This is a genomic window from Paenibacillus xylanilyticus (assembly GCF_013359935.1).
Lineage (GTDB): Bacteria > Bacillota > Bacilli > Paenibacillales > Paenibacillaceae > Paenibacillus > Paenibacillus xylanilyticus.
Map to the genome: position 1 here is coordinate 309456 of NZ_JABMCB010000202.1, position 19927 is coordinate 329382.

The following is a 19927-nucleotide window of genomic DNA, read 5'->3' on the forward strand; positions in this document are numbered from 1 at the left end:
GTCCCGATAATCTATCGGGACTCCAAGTGTATTCTGTCTCATATCGGTTTTATATATCGCTATCTTTTTTTGTTCATGGATTCTCCAGACAATGAAGAACTCTATGTGACCTAATTTGATGCTCCTAAGTTATGTCCGGAGGTGAATAGTAGAAAATGTATACACTCCCTTTCATCGCTTCATGCCATTTGTCTTTGACTGAATTTTCAATTTTTCTTTTGAAATGTACATTGAAAATCTAATTCTCGTTGGCCATCTCTGTCTTAATGAGCATATACGTTCCCCTATGATTGGTTATTGCCCTATCCTACTCTGTATGATGCTTACGATATTCAAGCGGCGATATACCAGCGTGTTTACGAAAGGCACGGGAGAAATGATGTTGACTCTCGAAACCAACCTGAGCCGAGATTTCCTTGATCGGATATACGGTCAAGGATAGAAGCTCCTTGGCCCGCTGTATGCGCATAAGTTGTACATATTTCATCGGAGAAGTCCCAATAGTCTGTTGGAAAAGGGACCTAAATTGCTCCTTCCCAAGATTGGCTCGTTCGGCCAGATCATCCAGTGTCAACGGATCGTCCAGATGCTCCTCAACGTAATTGCATACTTGGTAAATCCGGTAATCATATAACACGGGCTGATCTGGCAAGGTAGGACGCAACGTCTCGAACAATTGGAGTAACCACGACAAACCAAGCGTTTGCATTTTCAAATACTGGATGGTTACATTCGTGTCCAGTTTCGCTTGTTGCAAACCGTTCGTGCGCCCTTCCTTCACTGTAATATAGGACATGCATTGATCAGCGATGGAGTGCCACAATTGCAGCAGGTTGCGGAAGGCTGACGGGTCAATTGCAGACACCACCCGAGGAAAACGGTACAGGCGGATAAAATCAAGAAGTCCGATCTTGGCCTCTAAAGCAAAGGCATAATAATGAAAAGGTTCCGAATCATCTATGCTATGCCAAGACTGGCATGTTTGGGGCGGAATGCATACGATGTCCCCTTTCCCGATCGTGTACAGCGTTTGATCATATAAGATGGTCGCCTCTCCTCCGGTAACCAGCCAAATGGCGGTATAAGGAAAAACAAACTGTCCGGTATGGCCTTCCCGCACATTCCATTCTTTGAGCCATCTGATCTGGATGGAGAGTTGCTCCAGCAAGTTTCGTGTATCGAATTCGAGACTCTGACGAGTTTGGGAATGCCAGCGGTCATTCCGTTCCTTCGAAAATACATCCATTACATGGGTGTTTTTTTGCATGATCCTCTCTCCCTATCTAAATTGAGCAAATCTGCATAATGGACAACAATTCGCGTTTTCCGAGTAAATACTCTTGTTTTTTGGAGTGCTATAATCATAGGCATTAAACATTTAAAAATCAAGTATTTCAGTCGGAATACTTGTGATGTGTTTTGACCGTACGCATGGAGAAGCACCCAGACTCAAACGACGATGATGAACAATCTAGGGGGAAACATTAATGAAAGCAAACTCACTCATTCGCGCCATCATGACTACAATCGTCCTAGGTCTGCTACTTTCCGGATGCGGTCTGACGAGTAGTGGCCAACCTAACGCTTCCAGCACCGATAAAGGAGAGAAAACCGGAAAGATAGCACTAAACTTCTGGTTTCCGGGAACCGACCAAGTGACCGTAAATGCCGTAAAAGAGTCCATCCAGACCTTTGAACAACAGAACCCCAATATCAAAGTGAATCTGACCTCGGTCCCTTGGGACCAATACTTCCAGAAACTCGCCGTAGCCTATTCGGGCGGTACGCAGCCAGACGTACACGGTCTCGGCTTCGGACAGCTGATATCTACGGTGGATCAAGGCAAATATCTGGACCTGCAACCGTACATTGAGAAAGACCAGTGGGAAGGAACAACTGACTTCTACCCCGATATCCTTAAGGCAGGACAATGGGAAAACGGACAATATGGGTTGTTGATACCGGATTTGCGCCCTCTTGCATGGCGTAAAGATTATTTGACCGAAGCCGGGTTGGATCCGGAATCTCCGCCACAAACCCTGGATGAGCTATTCCAGTACGCTGATCAGCTGAAAGTGGTTCAGAACGGACAGACCATACGTTCCGGACTAGATATCCAAACAAGTAACGGCGAGCAATCCTATTTATCTCTTCTCCTTTTATATGGGGAGAACTTCTACGATCAGGAAGGCAATCCTACCTTTGATTCGGAAACGTCCATCGCTCTGGTGAAGAAACTCACCGAACTGTACAAAGCAGGTGTATTCACAGCCAGCAACCAGCAGCAGACCGGAGGAACACCTTTCGCTCAAGGGCAGGCCGCGATGGCATTCGTCTCTCCTTCCAACATCGCATCCCTGATTCAATCCGTTGGGAAGGAGCAAGTGGATTGGGCACTTCCGCCAGCTGGACCAAATGGAGAACGCACATCGCTTATGCTGGGCACGTTTCTGACGGCAGCCAAGGCATCTAAGTATCCGGAAGAAGCTTGGACATTTATCAAGTTCTGGTTCAGCCCCGACAATCAAATTGCTTATACTTCCAAGACGGGAGCACTCCCGCCTTTGCAATCCATTCAAGATGAGTATCTGACAAACTTCCCGCAAAACCAGGTCATCTACGAAGCGATGAACGATGCACAGGGGTATATCGCCTCGAAATACTGGTCGGTGAACATTAAATATCTCAGAACAGCCCTCGAAGAAGCCTATAATGGCTCCAAATCGGTGGAAGATGCTTTAACGACCAACGCCGAGCTTGCAGGGGACGAAATTAAGTCCATCCAGTAACTATGCGCACCCTAATCCAGCATTATGGCTGGAATGGGGGCATCTCTATTGCCCAAAGGACGTGTAACGATGAATAAAGGCTTGAATCGCGTATCCCCCTATCTATTTGTTTTTCCGAGCATGCTGCTGTTCGTGTGGTTCGGGCTGATTCCGATCGCTTGGATCGTCTACCTGAGCTTCACGGACTACTCCATGCTGCAGCCCCCTGTATGGAAAGGGCTCGACAATTATGTACGTCTACTCCAAGATCCGCTGTTCGCCAAAGCGGTGGGAAACACCGCATGGTACTGGCTCGGCACCGTGTTGCCCTCGATGGCCATCGGCCTTGTTCTGGCTGTCCTCATGTCCATGCGACTGAAGCTGCTTCCCCTTTTCCGTGCTTTGATCTACTTACCTGGCACGTTGTCGTCCGTTGCCGTTGCCATGACTTGGCTCTGGCTGCTAGATCCGTCCAGCGGGCCAGTGAACCGCTGGCTGTCGTTCATCGGCATTACCGGGCGAAACTGGCTGAACAGTCCCGATACGTCCCTTGCTTCCATCATTGTGATTGGCATATGGACAGGAATTGGATTTTGTATGATTGTTCTGCTCGGCGGTATTCAGGGTATATCCGTAAGTTTGTATGAAGCAGCCGCGCTCGACGGCGCTTCCAGCTTGCGTCAGTTTTTTTACATTACAATTCCTCTCCTGAAGCCCATGCTGTTGTTTCTCTTTATCATTGCAACCATTCGATCGTTTCAGGTTTTCGATCTGGTATACATTCTGACCGGGGGCGGCCCTGCCAATTCGAGTACAACGATCGTCAGCCAGATCGTCAATGCCAGCTTTCAGGAATACCGCATGGGATACGCTTCGGCAATGGCCGTCTTTTTACTGCTGGTCACGCTGGCCGTCACGCTGTTGCAGTACTGGCTGGGCGGACGTAATTCTGCCTCAGATTAGGAGAATGACATGAAACCGACAAAACTAGAACGATCTTTAGCCTATGCCGCGCTCGCCTTCGTCACCGCGCTGTCCATACTGCCGCTCTTGGTGCTCATCTTCACTTCCTTGAAGGGGGATGATGAGTTTGGATTGGGTAGTACGGCGATCTTGCCTTCCGGGTTGCAATTCGACAATTATGCCCGAGCATTGGGCATGGCGGAATGGGGTCTCTTTTTCCGCAACAGCACTATCGTCACCGCCATCGCTGTGGGTGGAAGTCTTTTATTGAATACCCTTGCCGGGTTTGCTTTTGCCAGACTCCGCTTTCGGGGAAGCCAGTTCATGTTCCTATTATTATTGCTCGGCCTCATGATTCCGGCACAAGTTACGATCATCCCCCAATTCTTGCTGCTGAAGTCCGTTCCATTCTTTGGCGGCAACGACTGGCTTGGAAGTGGAGGAACTGGCTGGCTGGATAGCTATTACGCTCTGATCATTCCTGAGCTATCTGGTGCGTTCGGCATCTTCATGGCACGACAATTTTTCCAACAAGTGCCCCGGGCGCTAGACGAAGCGGCTTATATCGATGGAGCCGGTATTCTAAGATTGTTTTTCTACATTTACATTCCTCTGAGCGGGCCGCTGCTCGGCACACTTGGTATTTTCAAATTCGTGGGAGTGTGGAATGACTTCTTTCACCCACTCATCTACACCAGCAGCCCGTCCATGCGGACGATCCAGCTCGGCCTTCAAGTTTTCCGGGGCGAATATCAGGTTCAATACAACTTGTTGATGGCCGCTACGCTGATGGTGTCCTTGCCCATCGTCATTGCCTTTTTCCTATTTCAAAAACAGTTCATCCGCAGTGTGGTATCTTCGGGTGTGAAAGGATGATTTCTGCATGAAAGCAATTATGGTTATGTTTGATACGTTAAATCGGCATATGCTCTCCCCCTATGGCGCACCCGATTGGGTGCAAACGCCCCATTTCGATAGGCTTGCTCAGCGCAGCGCCGTCTTCTTGAACAGTTACATTGGCAGCATGCCGTGTATGCCGGCACGCCGGGAACTGCACACAGGTCGTCATAATTTCCTCCACCGAAGCTGGGGTCCCCTGGAACCGTTCGACGATTCTGCGATCGAGCTGCTTGGGCAAGCAGGTGTATATACTCATCTCGTGACAGATCACCAACATTACTGGGAAGATGGCGGAGGTACATATCACCCCCGTTATGAAAGTTTTGAATTCGTACGTGGTCAGGAAGGAGACCCTTGGAAAGGCGAGGTAAGCCCAGAGGCTACCGAAGGAAAGCCTAACTCAGGCATCCCATTGACGTATCAGAAGATCCTTCATCACGACCGAATCAACCGAAAACATATCGTAGCCGAGGAACAATTTCCGCAGGCACAGACCTTTGAGCTGGGCATCGACTTCATCCGTCGTAATGCTCAGCAGAACCGCTGGTTCCTGCAGCTGGAGACGTTTGATCCGCATGAGCCGTTCTACAGTCCAGAGTCGTTCCGCAGCCTGTATCCGAAGCTGATCGGTGATCGCGGGAATGATTGGCCAGCTTATGGCCCCGTCAGCGAAACGGATGACGAGGTAGAGCGCATGCGGCATCGTTATGCAGCCCTGCTCACTATGTGTGATGACCACCTCGGCAAAGTGCTGGATGTTATGGACGAGCTGGATCTATGGAAAAATACGTTACTCATCGTCAATACGGACCATGGCTTCTTGCTTGGCGAGCACGGTCACTGGGCTAAATGCGTACAGCCTTTTTACAATGAGGTTGCTCACACGCCGCTGTTTATCTGGGACCCGCGCAGCAAGGTTCAGGGGGAACGGAGAAACAGCCTTGTTCAAACCATCGACCTACCCGTAACGCTGCTCGATTATTTCGGGGTCCAGCCTACATCAGATATGCAGGGTCAGTCCCTTCGTGCCACAATCACCAGTGATCTACCCGTGCGCAAAGCAGCCCTGTTCGGATTGCATGGCGGCCACGTATGCGTTACGGATGGGCGCTACGTATATATGCGTGCCGCTGTACGTGAGGACAACCAGCCATTGTATGATTACACCCTAATGCCTACACATATGCGGAGCCGATTCAGCCCATCAGAGTTGCAGGATATGGAACTTGCTGGACCACTTTCGTTTACCAAAGGTACGCCGGTCTTGAAGATCAGAAGCGCGGGCCGGGGGACGCTGCACCAGTTCGGCTCGCTGCTATTTGACCTGGAAACAGACCCTCGCCAGGAACATCCAATCCAGGATGAAGAGCTGGAGGCCAAAATGGTCGCTTTGCTCATCTGGCATATGCAAGAGAACGATGCGCCGATCGAACAATATGAGCGATTGGGACTCAAACCGTGCAGCACTCGTGACGAGGAAGTAACTCATTCGAGTAAACGGAGTAACGAAGGAGTAAAGGAGCATCAATCATGACTGCGAAAGTGAAACGTCCACACATCATCCTGTTTAACCCGGATCAATGGCGGGGCGACGTCCTCGGCCACCTTGGGAACCCGGCAGCTCGAACTCCGAATCTGGACCAGTTCGTGGCCGAAGATGCCGTATCGTTTAGCCGTGCTTTCTGTCAGAATCCGGTGTGCACGCCGAGTCGCTGCTCCTTTATGACAGGATGGTATCCTCATGTAAGAGGACACCGGACCATGTATCACTTGCTTAAACCGGATGAACCCATGTTGCTGCAGAAACTAAAAGAGGCTGGCTATTTCGTCTGGTGGGGCGGAAAAAACGACCTGATTGATCCTGAATCGGGCTATGACGATTATTGTGACGTCAAGCATGTCCCTCCTGATTCCACTGCTCGCATGTTTGGGCCGGATTGGAAGCGTGGCGAACCCCATGAAGATACATTCTACTCGTTTTACGTTGGTAACATCGAGAAAGGCGACGGAGAGGTTCATTACCCCGATTCGGATTGGGCTCATATCCATGGCGCGATTGATCTAATCCGAGACGCACCGTCCGATCAGCCTATATGCATTTATCTGCCAATCCTATACCCTCATCCACCTTATGCCGTAGAAGAACCATGGTACAGTTTGATTAACCGTTCCTTGCTTCCACCCCGAGTCGCAGAGCCGAGTTGGGGAGGTAAACCATCCATGTTAACTGGACTGAGAGATAAGATGCAGCTGCATGGATGGACCGAACAACGTTGGGACGAACTGCGAGCAACGTATTACGGCATGTGTGCCAGAGTGGACAAACAGTTCGGCCTGCTTGTCCAGGCTCTGAAAGACGCGGGGATTTACGAAGATACAGCTATTTTCTTTTTCTCGGATCACGGCGATTTCACGGGAGATTACGGGCTGGTGGAAAAAACGCAAAACACGTTCGAGGATTGCCTGACCCGCGTCCCTTTTATCGTAAAACCACCCGCAGGTGAACCATTGAGGCCCGGTATTTCGGATGCTATGATCGAGCTGATAGATTTGTGCGCCACGGTATACGATTATGCGGACATTGACGAAGGATACACCCATTTCGGTCGTTCACTTCGCGGTGTCATTGGCGGGCAACTGACGGAACATCGGGATGCCGTGTTTAGTGAGGGCGGCCGACTACGTGACGAATTGCACTGTAATGAATCGACGCCATTCAACGAAGACCGAAATAGCCTGTATTGGCCAAGAGGTGAAACGCAGCGCAGCGAAGGTCCAGAGCATACCAAAGCAACGATGATTCGTACCAAGAGGTACAAGTACGTGCGAAGGTATGACGAGCTAGACGAGTTATACGATCTTGTTCTCGACCCGGGTGAGACCTATAACCGGATTAACGATCCTTCCCTCGCGCAAGAATTGCTAAAATTAAAGGAGCGCATGCTCGATTTTTACCAGGGGACTTGTGATGTCGTTCCTCATCAACGCGCACAACGTGAATAATAGAGCGAAAGGAGCATGAGCACGGATGAAAATAACTAACGACGAATGCTGCTGTTCTGCTACGCGCAATTCCGTCGGAATTGTGACAGGTCCACTCCCCTTTCCTCACGCGGAGCTGGGCACCAGTACAGAAACTGTGCGAGCTGAACTTCAGGACCGCATGGTTCGCATAAAAGGTGGCATCTTCATCATGGGAACGAATGACCTGGAGGGCTTCTCCTCGGACGGCGAAGGCCCGGCTAGAACTGTGGAAGTGGATGATTTTTTGATTTCTCCCCATGCGGTAACTAATCAAGATTTTGCAGAATTTATTCAGGAGACTGGTTACGTGACCGAGGCGGAACAGTTCGGCTGGTCGTACGTTTTTGAATGGCTTGCGTCAGATAAGGTTCGAAATGAAGTACAACGCGTGCCTTATGGTGTGCCTTGGTGGCTTGTCGTGGAAGGCGCATGCTGGCACAGTCCCGAAGGAAGAGATTCTAACATCGAGAGACGGGCTAACCACCCCGTCGTGCACGTTAGTTGGAACGATGCCTTGGCCTATTGCGCGTGGTCCGGCACTTCCCTGCCAACCGAGGCACAATGGGAATATGCAGCTAGAGGCGGTTTGGTAGAGAAAACGTACGTATGGGGCAATGAACTACTGCCCGGTGGTGAACACCAGTTCAACATTTGGCAAGGACAGTTCCCACATGAAAATAAGGTGGAGGACGGTTACGCGGGAACGGCGCCCGTTGATGCCTATCAACCTAACGGGTATGGGCTATACAATATGGCCGGGAACGTATGGGAATGGTGCCTTGACCGTTTCACGCACAGGTATCACGAAATTACCGATACACGTAATCCGTTATTTGCAGGACATTCGGACAAAGTTTCGATGCGCGGTGGATCTTATCTGTGTCACCACTCGTATTGCAATCGGTATCGCGTTGCCGCTCGAACTGGAAATACACCAGACAGTTCGTCGGGGAACTGCGGTTTTCGAGTGGTTGCTCACTAAATTGGTGTAGAACAAATTTGGGATGGACGAGTAAAAGCCCGCTGCCATGGTAATTGGCTTTTACTACATCACATCGCAATTATGATTCTACTCACACCAAGAATTTTACCTCGATCGGGGCGAATAGCAGACTTTCGAGAGTTCTTGTTTCCTGGTGAGTACGGCCGAAATTGAATCCACATTTCATCTACTTAATAAAAAAATAGCCCCTCGTCCAAAGGGACGAGAGACCGCGGTACCACCCTGTATTAGAGCCTTCCTGCAATACGTGGACCGGACGCTCTATAATCTTTTTTCGTGGACAAAGGTTTCAAGTGTTTCATGCAGCATGCTGTCCTGTTCCGGAATCGGGAGATTAAATTTGGGACCCAAGTTGTACCAACAGCTCAGCATGTTCTTGTGCTAATTCCTTACCACTTTTGGCTTGCACTTGATGGATAAATCCGTTTAATGCGCCTTTTTTCCCTCCCTCGCTACCCGATTCCTCTGCTCTTTGTACTTTAATCAATTGTTCCTTCAGCCTCTCAGCCAGCGCTTGATCATTAGCCAGGAACTTGTCTATAAGTCCTGCTATGCCCTCATAGGTTAGAATCACTTCATAAGAAAAAGAGGAGTTTTCCGCGTTCCCTGCTATATCATCCACGGATGCATTGACCAAATGCACCCCCAGACCCGTCAAATAGGCGGGGCTATCTGCAAGCACAGCATCGCAATCACTTTTGGCTATACCTGATAATGCATCCTGAGCGGAGCATTCGATCCGAATCACATCATCCACTTCATAAACGGGTTTTCCTGAAAATTCGATTACGGGGGCCGTTTTGTCTATCTTGACTTCAATAGTCGAAGGCACCCCGGACACGCCATAAGCCGACGCTGCCCAATACGTTACTGATGTTACACCTTCTGCGCTTACTGTAAATCCTGTGCTGCTGCCAACGGTCTCACGCTGATCAATTCTCTCAGCACCCGTAGTCTCGTAGAAGAGAGAGGCTGCTCCTTCCGAGTTCAACGTTATGGAAACATCTCCATTGTGCCAGCCCTGCTCATTTGCCTCTGGATTAAAGGTATGTTCAGTCAAGGGAGCCGTATTATCCTTAAAAGTTACAGAAAAATCGTCATAGTAAGCTGTTGAAATATTATAGCGGCTGGTTACAGCAATCAGTCTGGCATAAGCCGTTCCTTCCGGTGCCGTACCGCGTAGGGTTACTTTTTGCCATTGGTGGAGTCGCGATTCATCCAGATGCGTTTCCAAAGTCGATAAACTCTGCCCTTCCGCATTATAAAATCTGAACATGAACCCAGGCTGGCCTGATTCAATATAAATTTGGGTGCTAGCGGTATACTCTCCTCCAGGTGATACTGCGATAGGATCGCTTTGCACCGCGACGGACGCAGTACGAATCAGATCCGTTGTTTTCAGGCTGTAGTCACCCGCATAACGCTTGTCGCCGCTTCTCTCAAAATGAGCATCTCCGCTGGTCGCAAACATCGAAGTCCAGCCCGGCAGCTTTCCGTTCCCATCCGGCACCAGCTCCACCCCGGCATTGTTTACCGGCAAAGGCACCCCCGGCGGATCGGATACAATTTCTCCATCGATATTAATTCTATACAGAACCGTATTCGTTGCGAGATCAGTGAAATACAGATTACCATCCATTCCAAGATCAAATCTCGATGCATCCGTTAATGTTTTGAAATCCAGCGTTTCCGGATCAATTACCGTTAGCTTGTTGTTAAACAGGACATACAGAAGTCCGTCTTCCGACCAACGCATCGGATGATGATGCCACTGGGTGTAATAAAGTTTTGGATAGATTTTTTTATATTTTACAAGTTTGTATGTGTCCGGATCGATCGCAAAAATATATTCATAGGATGCTCCCCAGATCAATCCATCTGGTCCGAGAGACAGGTCCCCAATGAAAATAGGATCGATAAGCTCGGGAATATCCAGGGTAAACTCCGTAATTTTTTGCTCGTTCTCGACATCCCATACGAAAATTTTAGCCTCCTGCTCGCTTGGCGTGGAGCCCAGTCCGCCCCTGATGGTCGTTGATCCAAAAATCTTTCCGTCCACATAAGCGGTACTGAGCACACTCTGATTCTGAACCACATTGCGATGGACTTTGGTTTCCCCTGTCACTGTATCATGGACTGTTAGCGATCCTCCCAATGTCCCGTATCCAGAGATGGTCGAAATAAACAGTTTACCGTCCCCTTCAGACATATGCACTAGCCGTTCCTGATCGTTCCCGAGCACCGCGAGACGCTGCGGATTCGCACTCCCAGGTTCTTGATTCAGATCATAAACGTACAAGCCACCTTCCGGATAGACACCCATATAGACTTTGTTTCCAACCGGGTACACACTGTCCGCCTGACCTATGCTGAAAGGCTTTGCCGTCATGGTCTCCAAGTCAACCAACGAAGACCTGGCTTGAGAACCTGTTGTTATCAGCTGTTTATCTGATACACTTTGAAGCCGATTGACAACGCCCGGAAGTCCCGGGATAATCGGCGGTTTTACAATTACTTTTTTGGTATCGATATTCAGCATGGCTACCCCGCCGTCATAACGGACCGTAACGAGCGTTTTACCAGGCAGTTCTGAATTGTTCTGAAACTCTACCCAGTCGGCCCCCCTGAACCCACTCTCATAGGTCATGCCTGTTTCCTCTTCTTGATGCGTCGCAAGGTCAAAGGTTTTCAGTTTTTTCTCTGACATATAATACAGCTTTCCATCCACCGAGTCGGTCGCATGAAGGCCGGTTACTTGCTGGAGCTCCACATCTAGCCATGATCCTGTTGTCGTATCGTAGATGTAACCTTCACCCGGTATACCGCTTCCGTCCGTATAACGGGCGAACAAATAACGGTTATCAATCGTACTCAGATCGTATACCGTATCGTTTTTGACGTTAAGCGAAGCGGCGATATTCGTTTTCTCACCTGTAGCCAGATCCACACGCACGATTTGTTCGTGGGCCGTACCGGCATAAATATATCCTCCCTGGTAAGCTATAGAGCGGACATACTCCTGATCCAGCGCGCCAATAACGCGGCCGTAATCCCTCACTTGCTTGGTAGCAGGGTCATACTGCCAAACTTTGCCGCCAGGATAAGTCCCGACGTATACTCTCCCCAGTTCATCCGTCGTGATGCTGTTGGAGACAGACTCTCCATCAAATGAGGCCACTTGCACGGCCTCATGGGTGACTGGAGAATACTCCCATAATCGTGCACCCGATCCTTCGGCCGCCACATAAAGCGTACCGTTCGGCGCAACCGTATGAGCCCATGAGCTTTCGGATGGCGCAAGGGAAACGGTCCGAAGCAGTTTGTACTCATCCAGGTCTATCACATTCAGATAACCTGGCTTACCTTTGCTCGTGGCATACATCACGGGTTTTCCATCCTCGTAACCTACGGTTCCGTTAAAGACAGCTACGGTGTAGTTGTTGGGAACAAGCAGTTCTTCGGGTTCACTGAAGTTTTTTTGAGCAAGTTTGGATGCCTCTGCTGCAGCAGGAGCAGGCTGTACGGGAAACGTTACAAAAACAAGTAAACAACTCATGAACATGGTGATCAGGTTGAAAAAAGGCTTTTTCATCACTTATCTCCCCTTCTTCATGTCATTAAAAATACTTGATCAACGTGGCTAGGACTCCTTGAGCTGAGTCGGATTGGTAATTTCCGTAGGCTTCAAACGCCTCTTCCAAAGCAAACATATGCGTGATGGCGGGACTTACTGTGATTCGCTTCTCGGCAAGCAACCTTACGTACTCGTCCATATTTCTTCCTTCCGTCCACCGCACAAAACCAATGGGATAATCCTGATTGTCTTTCTCATACTGCATATCGTACCTTCCCGGCCCGCCCGCTCTTGAGATCAGGACCTGCGCTTCTTTGCGAAACATCAAATCTCTTGAAAACTCCATGGACAAATCACCGACGATCACGACTTTTCCCCGGTCACGAAGCCACTCAAGCGACTTGTTAATCAGCTTTTCTCCGGGCCCGCCAGCGCATAAGAGGATGGAGTCAAATCCGACTCCCCCCGTCTCGTTCAACACAAAACGTTCTACTTCCTCTTCACTTGAAAAGCCTGCTTCAATTCCCATTTGCTCCCGAAGAAGCTGCACCCGTGCTTCGCTCAGGTCGTATGCAGCAGTGTGGCATGCAGCGGCTGAGGCAATTTGGGCGACAAGATTACCGAGAATACCCAGTCCAACGACAAGCACCTTGTCGCCGAACTTCACATCGGCTGTACGCAGCGCATGTATGGCAATAGCCCCAAGCCCTGTAAAGGCGGCCTCCTCAGGTTTGACGTGATGAGGCACTTTGGTTACCAGATTGGTCGGTACCGTAATCACTTCTGCATGTCTTACGTAAGGCACACCGTAACATGCCACTCGATCTCCCGGAAGAATATCCCTGACTTCACTTCCCGTTTTTTCCACAATCCCGACCGCACTATAGCCAAGATATACGGGAGATAAACCAGATCTCTTAATAGCACTCATCTCCGTACCGGGACTAATGCCTGAATATTCGGTTCTCACTTGGACATGTCGTTTGTTCAGTTCGGGTATCTCCGCTTGCAGTATCGTGACTTTTCCTTCCTTCGCGGCAACGATTTTCATTAGATATGGTTCCTCCTCATGTCTATTTAGCCTTTTTCCGATCCGAGCATCACCCCTTTAGCGAAGTACTTCTGGGCAAACGGATAGATGAGCAGAACGGGGATCATGGAAAGCACGATGGTTGCATTTTTGATGGACTGAGGGGCCAGAGCCGAACGATCCACGAGTCCCGCATCGTTTTCTGCACTGTAGATTAACATATCCCGCAGCACAACCTGCAAAGGGTATTTATCGGGATCGTTCAAGTAAATCAGCGGCAGGAAAAAGCTGTTCCAATGGCCCATGAAATAAAATAGACCGATGGAAGCAAGCGCAGGCTTGGATAAAGGAATAACAATGTTGAACAGAATCCGGTATTCGGAAGCGCCGTCAATCAGGGCCGCTTCGCGTATCTGGGAAGACATGTTTTCGTAAAAGCTTTTTAAAATGATCAGCTCCATTGTCCAGATGGCATTGGGAAGCACAAGGGCCCAAACCGAATCCGTTAACCCCAGCTGCTGCACGACCACATAAGTGGGAATAATGCCTGGATTCAGGAACATGGTTAGAACAATGGTCATCATAAAGAACTTACGTCCGAAAAATCCTTTTTGGGACAAGGGATAAGCAGCGACAGCCGTAAAGAGTAAATTCACAAACGTGCCGAATGCCGTATAAAAAATAGAATTCAGGTAGGCTCTTGGAATCGTGTCATTTTTAAGCACCTCGACATAAGCCTCCAAGTTAAGACCCTTAGGAAAAAGGAATACCTTACCCTGAACGACCGCTGCAGTATCACTTAAAGAAACGGCTGTAATGTACACGATGGGATAGAGTGTCGCTACAGCAACAAGACTGAGTATCAGCGTATTAATGACTCCAAAAATAGATATTCTGCGCTCTCCTACCATAAGCCGTTTCCTCCCAGCCGTTTGCTGATCGCATTAGCGGATAATAGCATCACCATTGCCACCAGCGCTTCGAAAAGCCCTACAGCAGCTGCGTAACTGTAATTCGTTTCAAGCAATCCCTTTCGGTAAACATAAGTTGAAAATACGTCCGCTACGTCATACGTCATCGGATTATAAAGCAGCAGCACTTTCTCATAGCCGACACGAATCAAGGAACCGGTTTTCAATATAAACATGATGAGCATCGTGGGAAATAGTCCGGGAAGCGTAACATGGCGAACCATATGGAAACGACTGGCCCCGTCCACCTTGGCCGCTTCATAGAGCGTCGGACTGATCCCCGCAATCGCCGCCAGATAAATGATCGATTCGTATCCCGCGTTCGCCCATATTTCCGAAATGACATAGATTGGACGGAACCACCCCGGATCAACGAGAAAGTATTTTTTCTCGAAACCGAACGCAGCCAGCATTTGATTCAAAATACCCTGGTTCGGAGAGAGAAAATCGATGATCATGCTGCTGATAATGACGACGGACAGGAATGCCGGCAAATAACTGAAGGTTTGAACCGATTTTTTAAACCATTTGTTTCTGACCTCGTTCAGCAGAAGGGCCAGCATGATCGGAAAAGGAAAACCGAAAATGAGCGAATACAACCCAAGGAGCAGCGTGTTCCGGAACAGCATCCAGAAATCTTGGTTCGTAAAAAACTTGATAAAATGCTCCAATCCCACCCATTCGCTGCCAAGCACTCCCGTAAATACGCTGTAGTCTTTGAAGGCAATAATCAGCCCATATAGTGGCCCGTAACGAAAGATGACGTAAAATAGGATGCAGGGAAGAAACAGCAGAAGCAGCTGCCTGTCGCGCTTGATATGATTCCACGTTTTTCTTAGACGGCTTCTGAAGCTCTTCTTGGGCACAGCATTATGGTAAGATGTCGGATGTTCCGTGCCGATGTCTGCCATAAGATTTTCGCCTCCAATACCTTTTCCCATAAGGAGAGAACCGTTCCATGCATCGTCCTCTCCTGTTGAATTCACAGGCTTAAGGCCTTTTATTTGGACTCATCGTATCTTTTTTGAGCTTCATTATAGATCGTCATCAGTTCCTCCACGCCGCCTTTGCTGATTTGGGCTTTGAAACCTTCCCACTCGGCATCTCCGTATCCGGCGTCAAGAATATATTTCGCGTTAAATTCTTCAGCTGATTTTTGCAGCGAGGTCTGCAGCTCGGCAATCTTGGACGTTTCTTCGTCCGTAAAATTAAGGATGGGATCAAGCGGTTCGAAACGATCCTCGTTCACGATTTTATCCTGTGCCTCCTGCTCTTTTTCCGAGAAACGATAGTAGATGCTTCGATGGTCTGGTCTTAGGTAAGCTCCTTCCAGCCACATGGCATAACGATCCTCAAGCACGGTAATATCCACAAGTGGAAGATCCATGAGTTCAGGGTATACTGGATATCCATCTTCGCCCCATTCGAAGTTAACCCCTTCCACCCCGAGGGTCATCAGTTCACTTCCGGACGGGCTGGTCAGATAGTCGAGCAGTTTGAGCGAAGTTTCCGTATTTTTGTTTTTGGCTACAGCAATGCTGAAATCCGAAACTTCTGGCAGGGTTCTGATATTGCCGGTCGGTCCGACGGGATTGGCGTACCTGAGGTCATAGTCTGGATTTTGCTCTTTGATCTGGTTGTAAAAGAGATCCAGGCGTCCAATCCAGTCAAAAGTGACAAACGATTTGTCCGTCGTCATCTTGGTCGTCCAGGAATCCTGCGTATCCGTCAAAAATTCCGGATCAAGCAGTTTTTCGTTGTACAGTTTCTTCATGAAATCGAGCATATCCTTATGCTCTTGCTGTACTGCAGCGTACTTCCAGGTGCTGTCTTTTTCATCGTAATAGGCCGGGTACTGATCTGTGTTGCCGAGCCCCCACCCGAAAGCCCAATCTCTGAAGATATTGGCTAAGCTTTTTGATGCGTAGGGGTAGGAATCGGGATACGCTTCTTTTACTTTTTTCATAGCTTCGTAAAACTCGTCCGTGTTCGTCCATTCCTTAATACCAAGCTCATCAAAGATATCCTTCCTGTACATGAATCCATGATTCACTTTGCGATTCAGATTGTAAATTGGCCAGGTGTAAACATTGCCGGCTTCATCGCCGAAGGATTTGATGACCCAGTCGTTTTCTTCCATATATAACTTTTTGAAGTTAGGGAGCTGATCGGCGTATTCATTGATGGCAGCTACACCTTTTTGTCTACCGATTTTTTTGAGTTCGGCCGGTTTAAGCCCTGTAAAAATGTCCGGCAGCTTACCGGAGGCGACAATAACTTTTAATTTATCCTGATAGGTTTGCGGAGAATAGGTTTGAAAGTTAACTTTAATACCGGTCCGTTTTTCAAGCTCCTGGACGACCAGTTTGCTCGGACCGAGATCTTTTGCGTTGCTTGGCAGCATGTAAGTGATGGTAGTCGGTTCATCTACAAGGGGCAGAGTCAAGCCGCCGGTATCACCGTACTGTCCAGGTTCCTGGGGCGGCAAGGCGGCAGAACCGCCTTTGTCCGTACCGCTGGTGCATGCGGCAAGGATTGAGGTTAACAGCGTGATCGCAAGCAGCATGGAAATCCTCTTTTTCAGCTTCATCAAACATTCCTCCTTCAGATAGGTGGATCTGATTAACAAGAGCAAGGGGTCACCCCGTATAAGGCTTTATCACATTTCCATGAGGACGGTGCATTTTTGTAGACGGCTTTGCTCTGCACATTCCAAAAACCGGATGACTTCGAGCGTTTCGGAGGGATGAACAGTGCATACACCGTTTTTGAACAAGTTCATGACAGACTTTAGAAGTTCTTTATAACTCGGTTCAAGCGGGACTTGCCGGGTGGCATTTCTGGTGTGCAGGCTTAGTCCAAAAGACTCTGAGCCACGTTGGATTCCGCGGATCGTTCCCATTCTCCCCTCTTTCCAGGTTCCGGTAATGAGATCATTGTGATCCGTGGATAAGGCTGTTACTTCCCTGCATCCGGGGCCCATGATTCGAAACAGCAGTTCTGCCGCATGGATGCCATACCAAAAATAATGTCCCTGTGTCGATTCGACGTGCATTGGGCCATATACGTCCGCACCCAAGATGTCCCCTCTTGTGCATTCAGGCAGGGCTTCTGCATAACGTAAGCTTGAAGCACTCATTAACGGGGTTTGATACTCTTCTGCGAGTCTGATGATTTGACTTGCGTCTCCTGTTGATAAAGCAAAAGGCTTATCGATAAATACGGGCTTACGGTAAGGACAGATTGCCTTGAACTGATCCAGATGCACCCTTCCGTCGGCACTTAAGATAAAGATGGCATCGGTGCTTTCCACAACTTGCTGAGCGGTGGGCATCAATCTCACTCCATATTCTTGCGCCATCCGGGCGGCAAAAGTGTTAACACGGCTCACGCTAAGTGGAAAATCCGGAGATCCGCCCGCATATGCAGCCGTCACGGTCACATCTGAAAAAAGAGTCTCCTGACTTTCGTGAAGAATACGGGTAAATGCCAGGGCATGCGAACTGTCAAGTCCGATAATTCCGATATTCATGGCTGAGAAGCAAGCCTAAGCCACTCATCCAGATGCTGCTTCACAAAATCGTCATCATGAAGGTGAGGATACTGGAGGTATACACGATCGATTTCCTCTTTTTGCCCTTTGGATAAGTTCTCCTGTGGATTTAAGCACCATATCCCTCTCATGAGACCCTGTCTTCGTAGAACTTCATGTATCCCTGGTATGCAGCCGGCAAACTGATGGGCGGGATCGAAAAAAGCGGCATTGGCATCCGTGATCTCCACGCTGCGTGTGAGCCATTCCGGTGACAACGGCGATCCTTCCTGCTTGCGGAGTCGTTTCACTTCTTCCAGCAGCTGGACCGCTTTATGTGTCCATACAGCGAAGTGACCCAGCAACCCGCCCACGATCTGTTTCTCAATGGTGCCTTCTTCCATATCAAAGCGATAGGTTGTGAGTAAATCTATGAGGATGTTGTCGTCATTTCCCGTGTACAGCGCAATTTTATCCCGACGGCTTGAAGAGCAAACCGCGCGCACGACATCGATGGTTTGATATCGGTTAAAAGGAGCTATTTTGATGGCGACGACATTATCGATTTCGGCAAAAGCCTGCCAAAAAGCGAAGCTCAACATACGGCCGCCGACAGAAGGCTGAAGATAAAATCCGATCACCGGCATCATATCGGCTATCCTTTCCGTACGCCGAAGCAGGTCTTTCTCGCTCCATCCGTCAAGTCCACCCATGCTCAGCAGGGCAGCATCATATCCAAGGCCTTTGCTGATTTTGGCTTCTTCCACCGCCTGTTCTATGTCCCCGCAAATGCCTGCCACTTTGATGAACGGACGTTTCAGACGAGCTTGCTCCGTTTCCTCCGCGGCCAAGCGGAGCACCCGTTCATAGAGGTTAACCTGAGGATCCCGAATCTCGAACTGGGTTGAGTGCACGCCAACCGCAATTCCGCCAGCTCCTGAAGCGATATAGTATTTTGTCAGCAGTCTTTGATAGACTTCATCCAGCTTTCTGCGTTCATTCAAGGCCAGCGGATGAGCCGGGATGACCAGGCCTTCATGGAGAGCAGCTGCCTGCTCCGGGGTAAGTGACGCTTGTGTTTTGTGCATTAAAACCTCCCCTTCCTTTCCGAAAAATGGGTTGGTTTATTCCATGTATGTCCGCCTGATTCAACCCATTCGGCAATGAAATCAATCATTTCCAGCAAGCTTACTCTCGGATAACCGAACTCGCGATACGCTTTGGCTGCATTACTGAGCAGAGCCGTTTCGGATTCGCTTCCTTCAAATGATGGTGCAAGACCGAACCGTTCGGCAAACTGCTGCGCTGTCCAGCGAACCGACATGGTTTCAGGGCCGGTTACATTCAAAATTTCGGGAGGGCTCTGGCACTTGAGCAGGCTTCTTATCGCAATTTCATTGGCATCTCCCTGCCATATTACGTTGGCATGCCCCATCGCAAGCGACACTTCCTTGCCTTCGTGCACCTTTTTGGCAATTTCGAGCAGCACCCCATAGCGTAAATCAATGGCATAGTTCAAGCGGTACATCAGCATCGGTGTGCCATACTTGTGAGAAAAGTATTCAAATATCCGCTCTCTCCCCAGTGTGGATTGTGCATATTCACCGAGAGGTTCAGGGGTTACCGATTCATCTACTCCGCCGAGACCCACTGGGGAGAAGGGATAAACATTCCCTGAAGAAAAAACGACGATCCGCGAATCTTTATACTTTTCTGCCACTCTTCCGGGCAAGTAAGTATTCATTGCCCACGTAAAATATTCTCTACCCGTTGTACCAAATTTGTTGCCTGCCATGTATATGACGTTGTCCGCTTCAGGCAGCTGCATTAACTCTTGATCGTCTAAAAGATCACAGGAAATCGTCTTTACTCCAGCCTTTTCCAGATCGTTCTTCACCTCCTGATCCTGAAATCGGGATACAGCTGTCACCTTCTTGTTCATTCCTCCCGCCTTGATGGCTTCCGCGGCCAATCTAGCAAGACTTGGACCCATCTTTCCACCTGCACCTAAAATAAGAAGATCCCCGTCCACTTTATGTAAGTCGTTGATTAGCCGGTCTGATGCCTCCGAAAGCTTTGCTTCCAATTCAGCCACGGTCTTCATCCGAATAAGGTCACCTCTCCTTGTTAAATCCTTATGATTGGATCATATGTGGTACTTA

Annotated in this window: 15 protein-coding genes; 6 read left to right on the forward strand and 9 right to left on the reverse strand. The window is 49.0% G+C overall.

Annotation, left to right across the window (positions count from 1 at the left end):
- Positions 1 to 307: 307 nt before the first annotated feature.
- A complete protein-coding gene (locus HP552_RS28155; RefSeq protein WP_175398668.1) occupies positions 308 to 1267 on the reverse strand; it encodes an AraC family transcriptional regulator in 960 nt (319 codons plus the stop codon).
- 220 nt (positions 1268 to 1487) lie between these two features.
- Between HP552_RS28155 and HP552_RS28160 the strand changes: the two genes are divergently transcribed.
- From HP552_RS28160 to HP552_RS28185, 6 genes are read left to right on the forward strand one after another with little or no spacing between them, the layout of a single operon-like run.
- Positions 1488 to 2789 (forward strand): ABC transporter substrate-binding protein, encoded by a 1302-nt coding sequence (locus HP552_RS28160; protein ID WP_175398669.1) that lies wholly within the window; start codon positions 1488 to 1490, stop codon positions 2787 to 2789.
- Positions 2790 to 2837: 48 nt separating this feature from the next.
- The gene (locus tag HP552_RS28165) at positions 2838 to 3731 is read left to right on the forward strand and encodes a carbohydrate ABC transporter permease (protein WP_175398670.1); all 894 of its coding nucleotides are present in this window, start codon (positions 2838 to 2840) and stop codon (positions 3729 to 3731) included.
- Between the two features lie 9 nt (positions 3732 to 3740).
- Positions 3741 to 4607 (forward strand): carbohydrate ABC transporter permease, encoded by an 867-nt coding sequence (locus tag HP552_RS28170; RefSeq protein ID WP_175398671.1) that lies wholly within the window; start codon positions 3741 to 3743, stop codon positions 4605 to 4607.
- A 7-nt stretch (positions 4608 to 4614) separates the two neighbouring features.
- Positions 4615 to 6165: a sulfatase gene (locus HP552_RS28175; RefSeq protein ID WP_175398672.1), complete on the forward strand. Its 1551-nt coding sequence runs from the start codon at positions 4615 to 4617 to the stop codon at positions 6163 to 6165.
- The gene (locus tag HP552_RS28180) at positions 6162 to 7634 is read left to right on the forward strand and encodes a sulfatase family protein (RefSeq protein WP_175398673.1); all 1473 of its coding nucleotides are present in this window, start codon (positions 6162 to 6164) and stop codon (positions 7632 to 7634) included. Before HP552_RS28175 ends, HP552_RS28180 begins: the two co-directional genes overlap by 4 nt.
- A gap of 25 nt (positions 7635 to 7659) precedes the next feature.
- Positions 7660 to 8637 (forward strand): formylglycine-generating enzyme family protein, encoded by a 978-nt coding sequence (locus HP552_RS28185; RefSeq protein ID WP_175398674.1) that lies wholly within the window; start codon positions 7660 to 7662, stop codon positions 8635 to 8637.
- A 355-nt stretch (positions 8638 to 8992) separates the two neighbouring features.
- On the opposite strand, the gene HP552_RS28190 is transcribed toward HP552_RS28185, so the two are convergent.
- The 8 genes from HP552_RS28190 to HP552_RS28225 all read right to left on the reverse strand — a co-directional run bounded on the left by HP552_RS28190 (position 8993) and on the right by HP552_RS28225 (position 19869).
- A complete protein-coding gene (locus HP552_RS28190; protein WP_175398675.1) occupies positions 8993 to 12250 on the reverse strand; it encodes a PQQ-binding-like beta-propeller repeat protein in 3258 nt (1085 codons plus the stop codon).
- Between the two features lie 25 nt (positions 12251 to 12275).
- Positions 12276 to 13283, reverse strand: a complete 1008-nt coding sequence (locus HP552_RS28195) for a zinc-dependent alcohol dehydrogenase (protein WP_175398676.1) — start codon at positions 13281 to 13283, stop codon at positions 12276 to 12278.
- Between the two features lie 26 nt (positions 13284 to 13309).
- Positions 13310 to 14173: a carbohydrate ABC transporter permease gene (locus tag HP552_RS28200; protein ID WP_175398677.1), complete on the reverse strand. Its 864-nt coding sequence runs from the start codon at positions 14171 to 14173 to the stop codon at positions 13310 to 13312.
- A complete protein-coding gene (locus HP552_RS28205; protein ID WP_175398678.1) occupies positions 14167 to 15144 on the reverse strand; it encodes an ABC transporter permease in 978 nt (325 codons plus the stop codon). The genes HP552_RS28200 and HP552_RS28205 overlap by 7 nt, the downstream gene beginning before the upstream one ends.
- Before the next feature lie 89 nt (positions 15145 to 15233).
- Entirely contained in the window at positions 15234 to 16823 is a 1590-nt protein-coding gene (locus HP552_RS28210; RefSeq protein WP_175398679.1) for an extracellular solute-binding protein, read from the reverse strand.
- 69 nt (positions 16824 to 16892) lie between these two features.
- Entirely contained in the window at positions 16893 to 17765 is an 873-nt protein-coding gene (locus tag HP552_RS28215) for a Gfo/Idh/MocA family protein (protein ID WP_175398680.1), read from the reverse strand.
- The gene (locus HP552_RS28220; RefSeq protein WP_175398681.1) at positions 17762 to 18853 is read right to left on the reverse strand and encodes a dihydrodipicolinate synthase family protein; all 1092 of its coding nucleotides are present in this window, start codon (positions 18851 to 18853) and stop codon (positions 17762 to 17764) included. Before HP552_RS28220 ends, HP552_RS28215 begins: the two co-directional genes overlap by 4 nt.
- Positions 18853 to 19869 (reverse strand): NAD-dependent epimerase/dehydratase family protein, encoded by a 1017-nt coding sequence (locus tag HP552_RS28225; protein ID WP_175398682.1) that lies wholly within the window; start codon positions 19867 to 19869, stop codon positions 18853 to 18855. The genes HP552_RS28220 and HP552_RS28225 overlap by 1 nt, the downstream gene beginning before the upstream one ends.
- Between the last annotated feature and the right edge of the window lie 58 nt (positions 19870 to 19927).

Bases quoted from the DNA above. Each gene is read 5' to 3' on its own strand.
- HP552_RS28220 (WP_175398681.1), bottom strand. From the start codon at position 18,853: ATGCACAAAACACAAGCGTCACTTACCCCGGAGCAGGCAGCTGCTCTC.
- HP552_RS28160 (WP_175398669.1), top strand. From the start codon at position 1,488: ATGAAAGCAAACTCACTCATTCGCGCCATCATGACTACAATCGTCCTA.
- HP552_RS28215 (WP_175398680.1), bottom strand. From the start codon at position 17,765: ATGAATATCGGAATTATCGGACTTGACAGTTCGCATGCCCTGGCATTT.
- HP552_RS28175 (WP_175398672.1), top strand. From the start codon at position 4,615: ATGAAAGCAATTATGGTTATGTTTGATACGTTAAATCGGCATATGCTC.
- HP552_RS28170 (WP_175398671.1), top strand. From the start codon at position 3,741: ATGAAACCGACAAAACTAGAACGATCTTTAGCCTATGCCGCGCTCGCC.
- HP552_RS28225 (WP_175398682.1), bottom strand. From the start codon at position 19,869: ATGAAGACCGTGGCTGAATTGGAAGCAAAGCTTTCGGAGGCATCAGAC.
- HP552_RS28155 (WP_175398668.1), bottom strand. From the start codon at position 1,267: ATGCAAAAAAACACCCATGTAATGGATGTATTTTCGAAGGAACGGAAT.
- HP552_RS28210 (WP_175398679.1), bottom strand. From the start codon at position 16,823: ATGAAGCTGAAAAAGAGGATTTCCATGCTGCTTGCGATCACGCTGTTA.
- HP552_RS28205 (WP_175398678.1), bottom strand. From the start codon at position 15,144: ATGGCAGACATCGGCACGGAACATCCGACATCTTACCATAATGCTGTG.
- HP552_RS28200 (WP_175398677.1), bottom strand. From the start codon at position 14,173: ATGGTAGGAGAGCGCAGAATATCTATTTTTGGAGTCATTAATACGCTG.
- HP552_RS28195 (WP_175398676.1), bottom strand. From the start codon at position 13,283: ATGAAAATCGTTGCCGCGAAGGAAGGAAAAGTCACGATACTGCAAGCG.
- HP552_RS28180 (WP_175398673.1), top strand. From the start codon at position 6,162: ATGACTGCGAAAGTGAAACGTCCACACATCATCCTGTTTAACCCGGAT.
- HP552_RS28190 (WP_175398675.1), bottom strand. From the start codon at position 12,250: ATGAAAAAGCCTTTTTTCAACCTGATCACCATGTTCATGAGTTGTTTA.
- HP552_RS28185 (WP_175398674.1), top strand. From the start codon at position 7,660: ATGAAAATAACTAACGACGAATGCTGCTGTTCTGCTACGCGCAATTCC.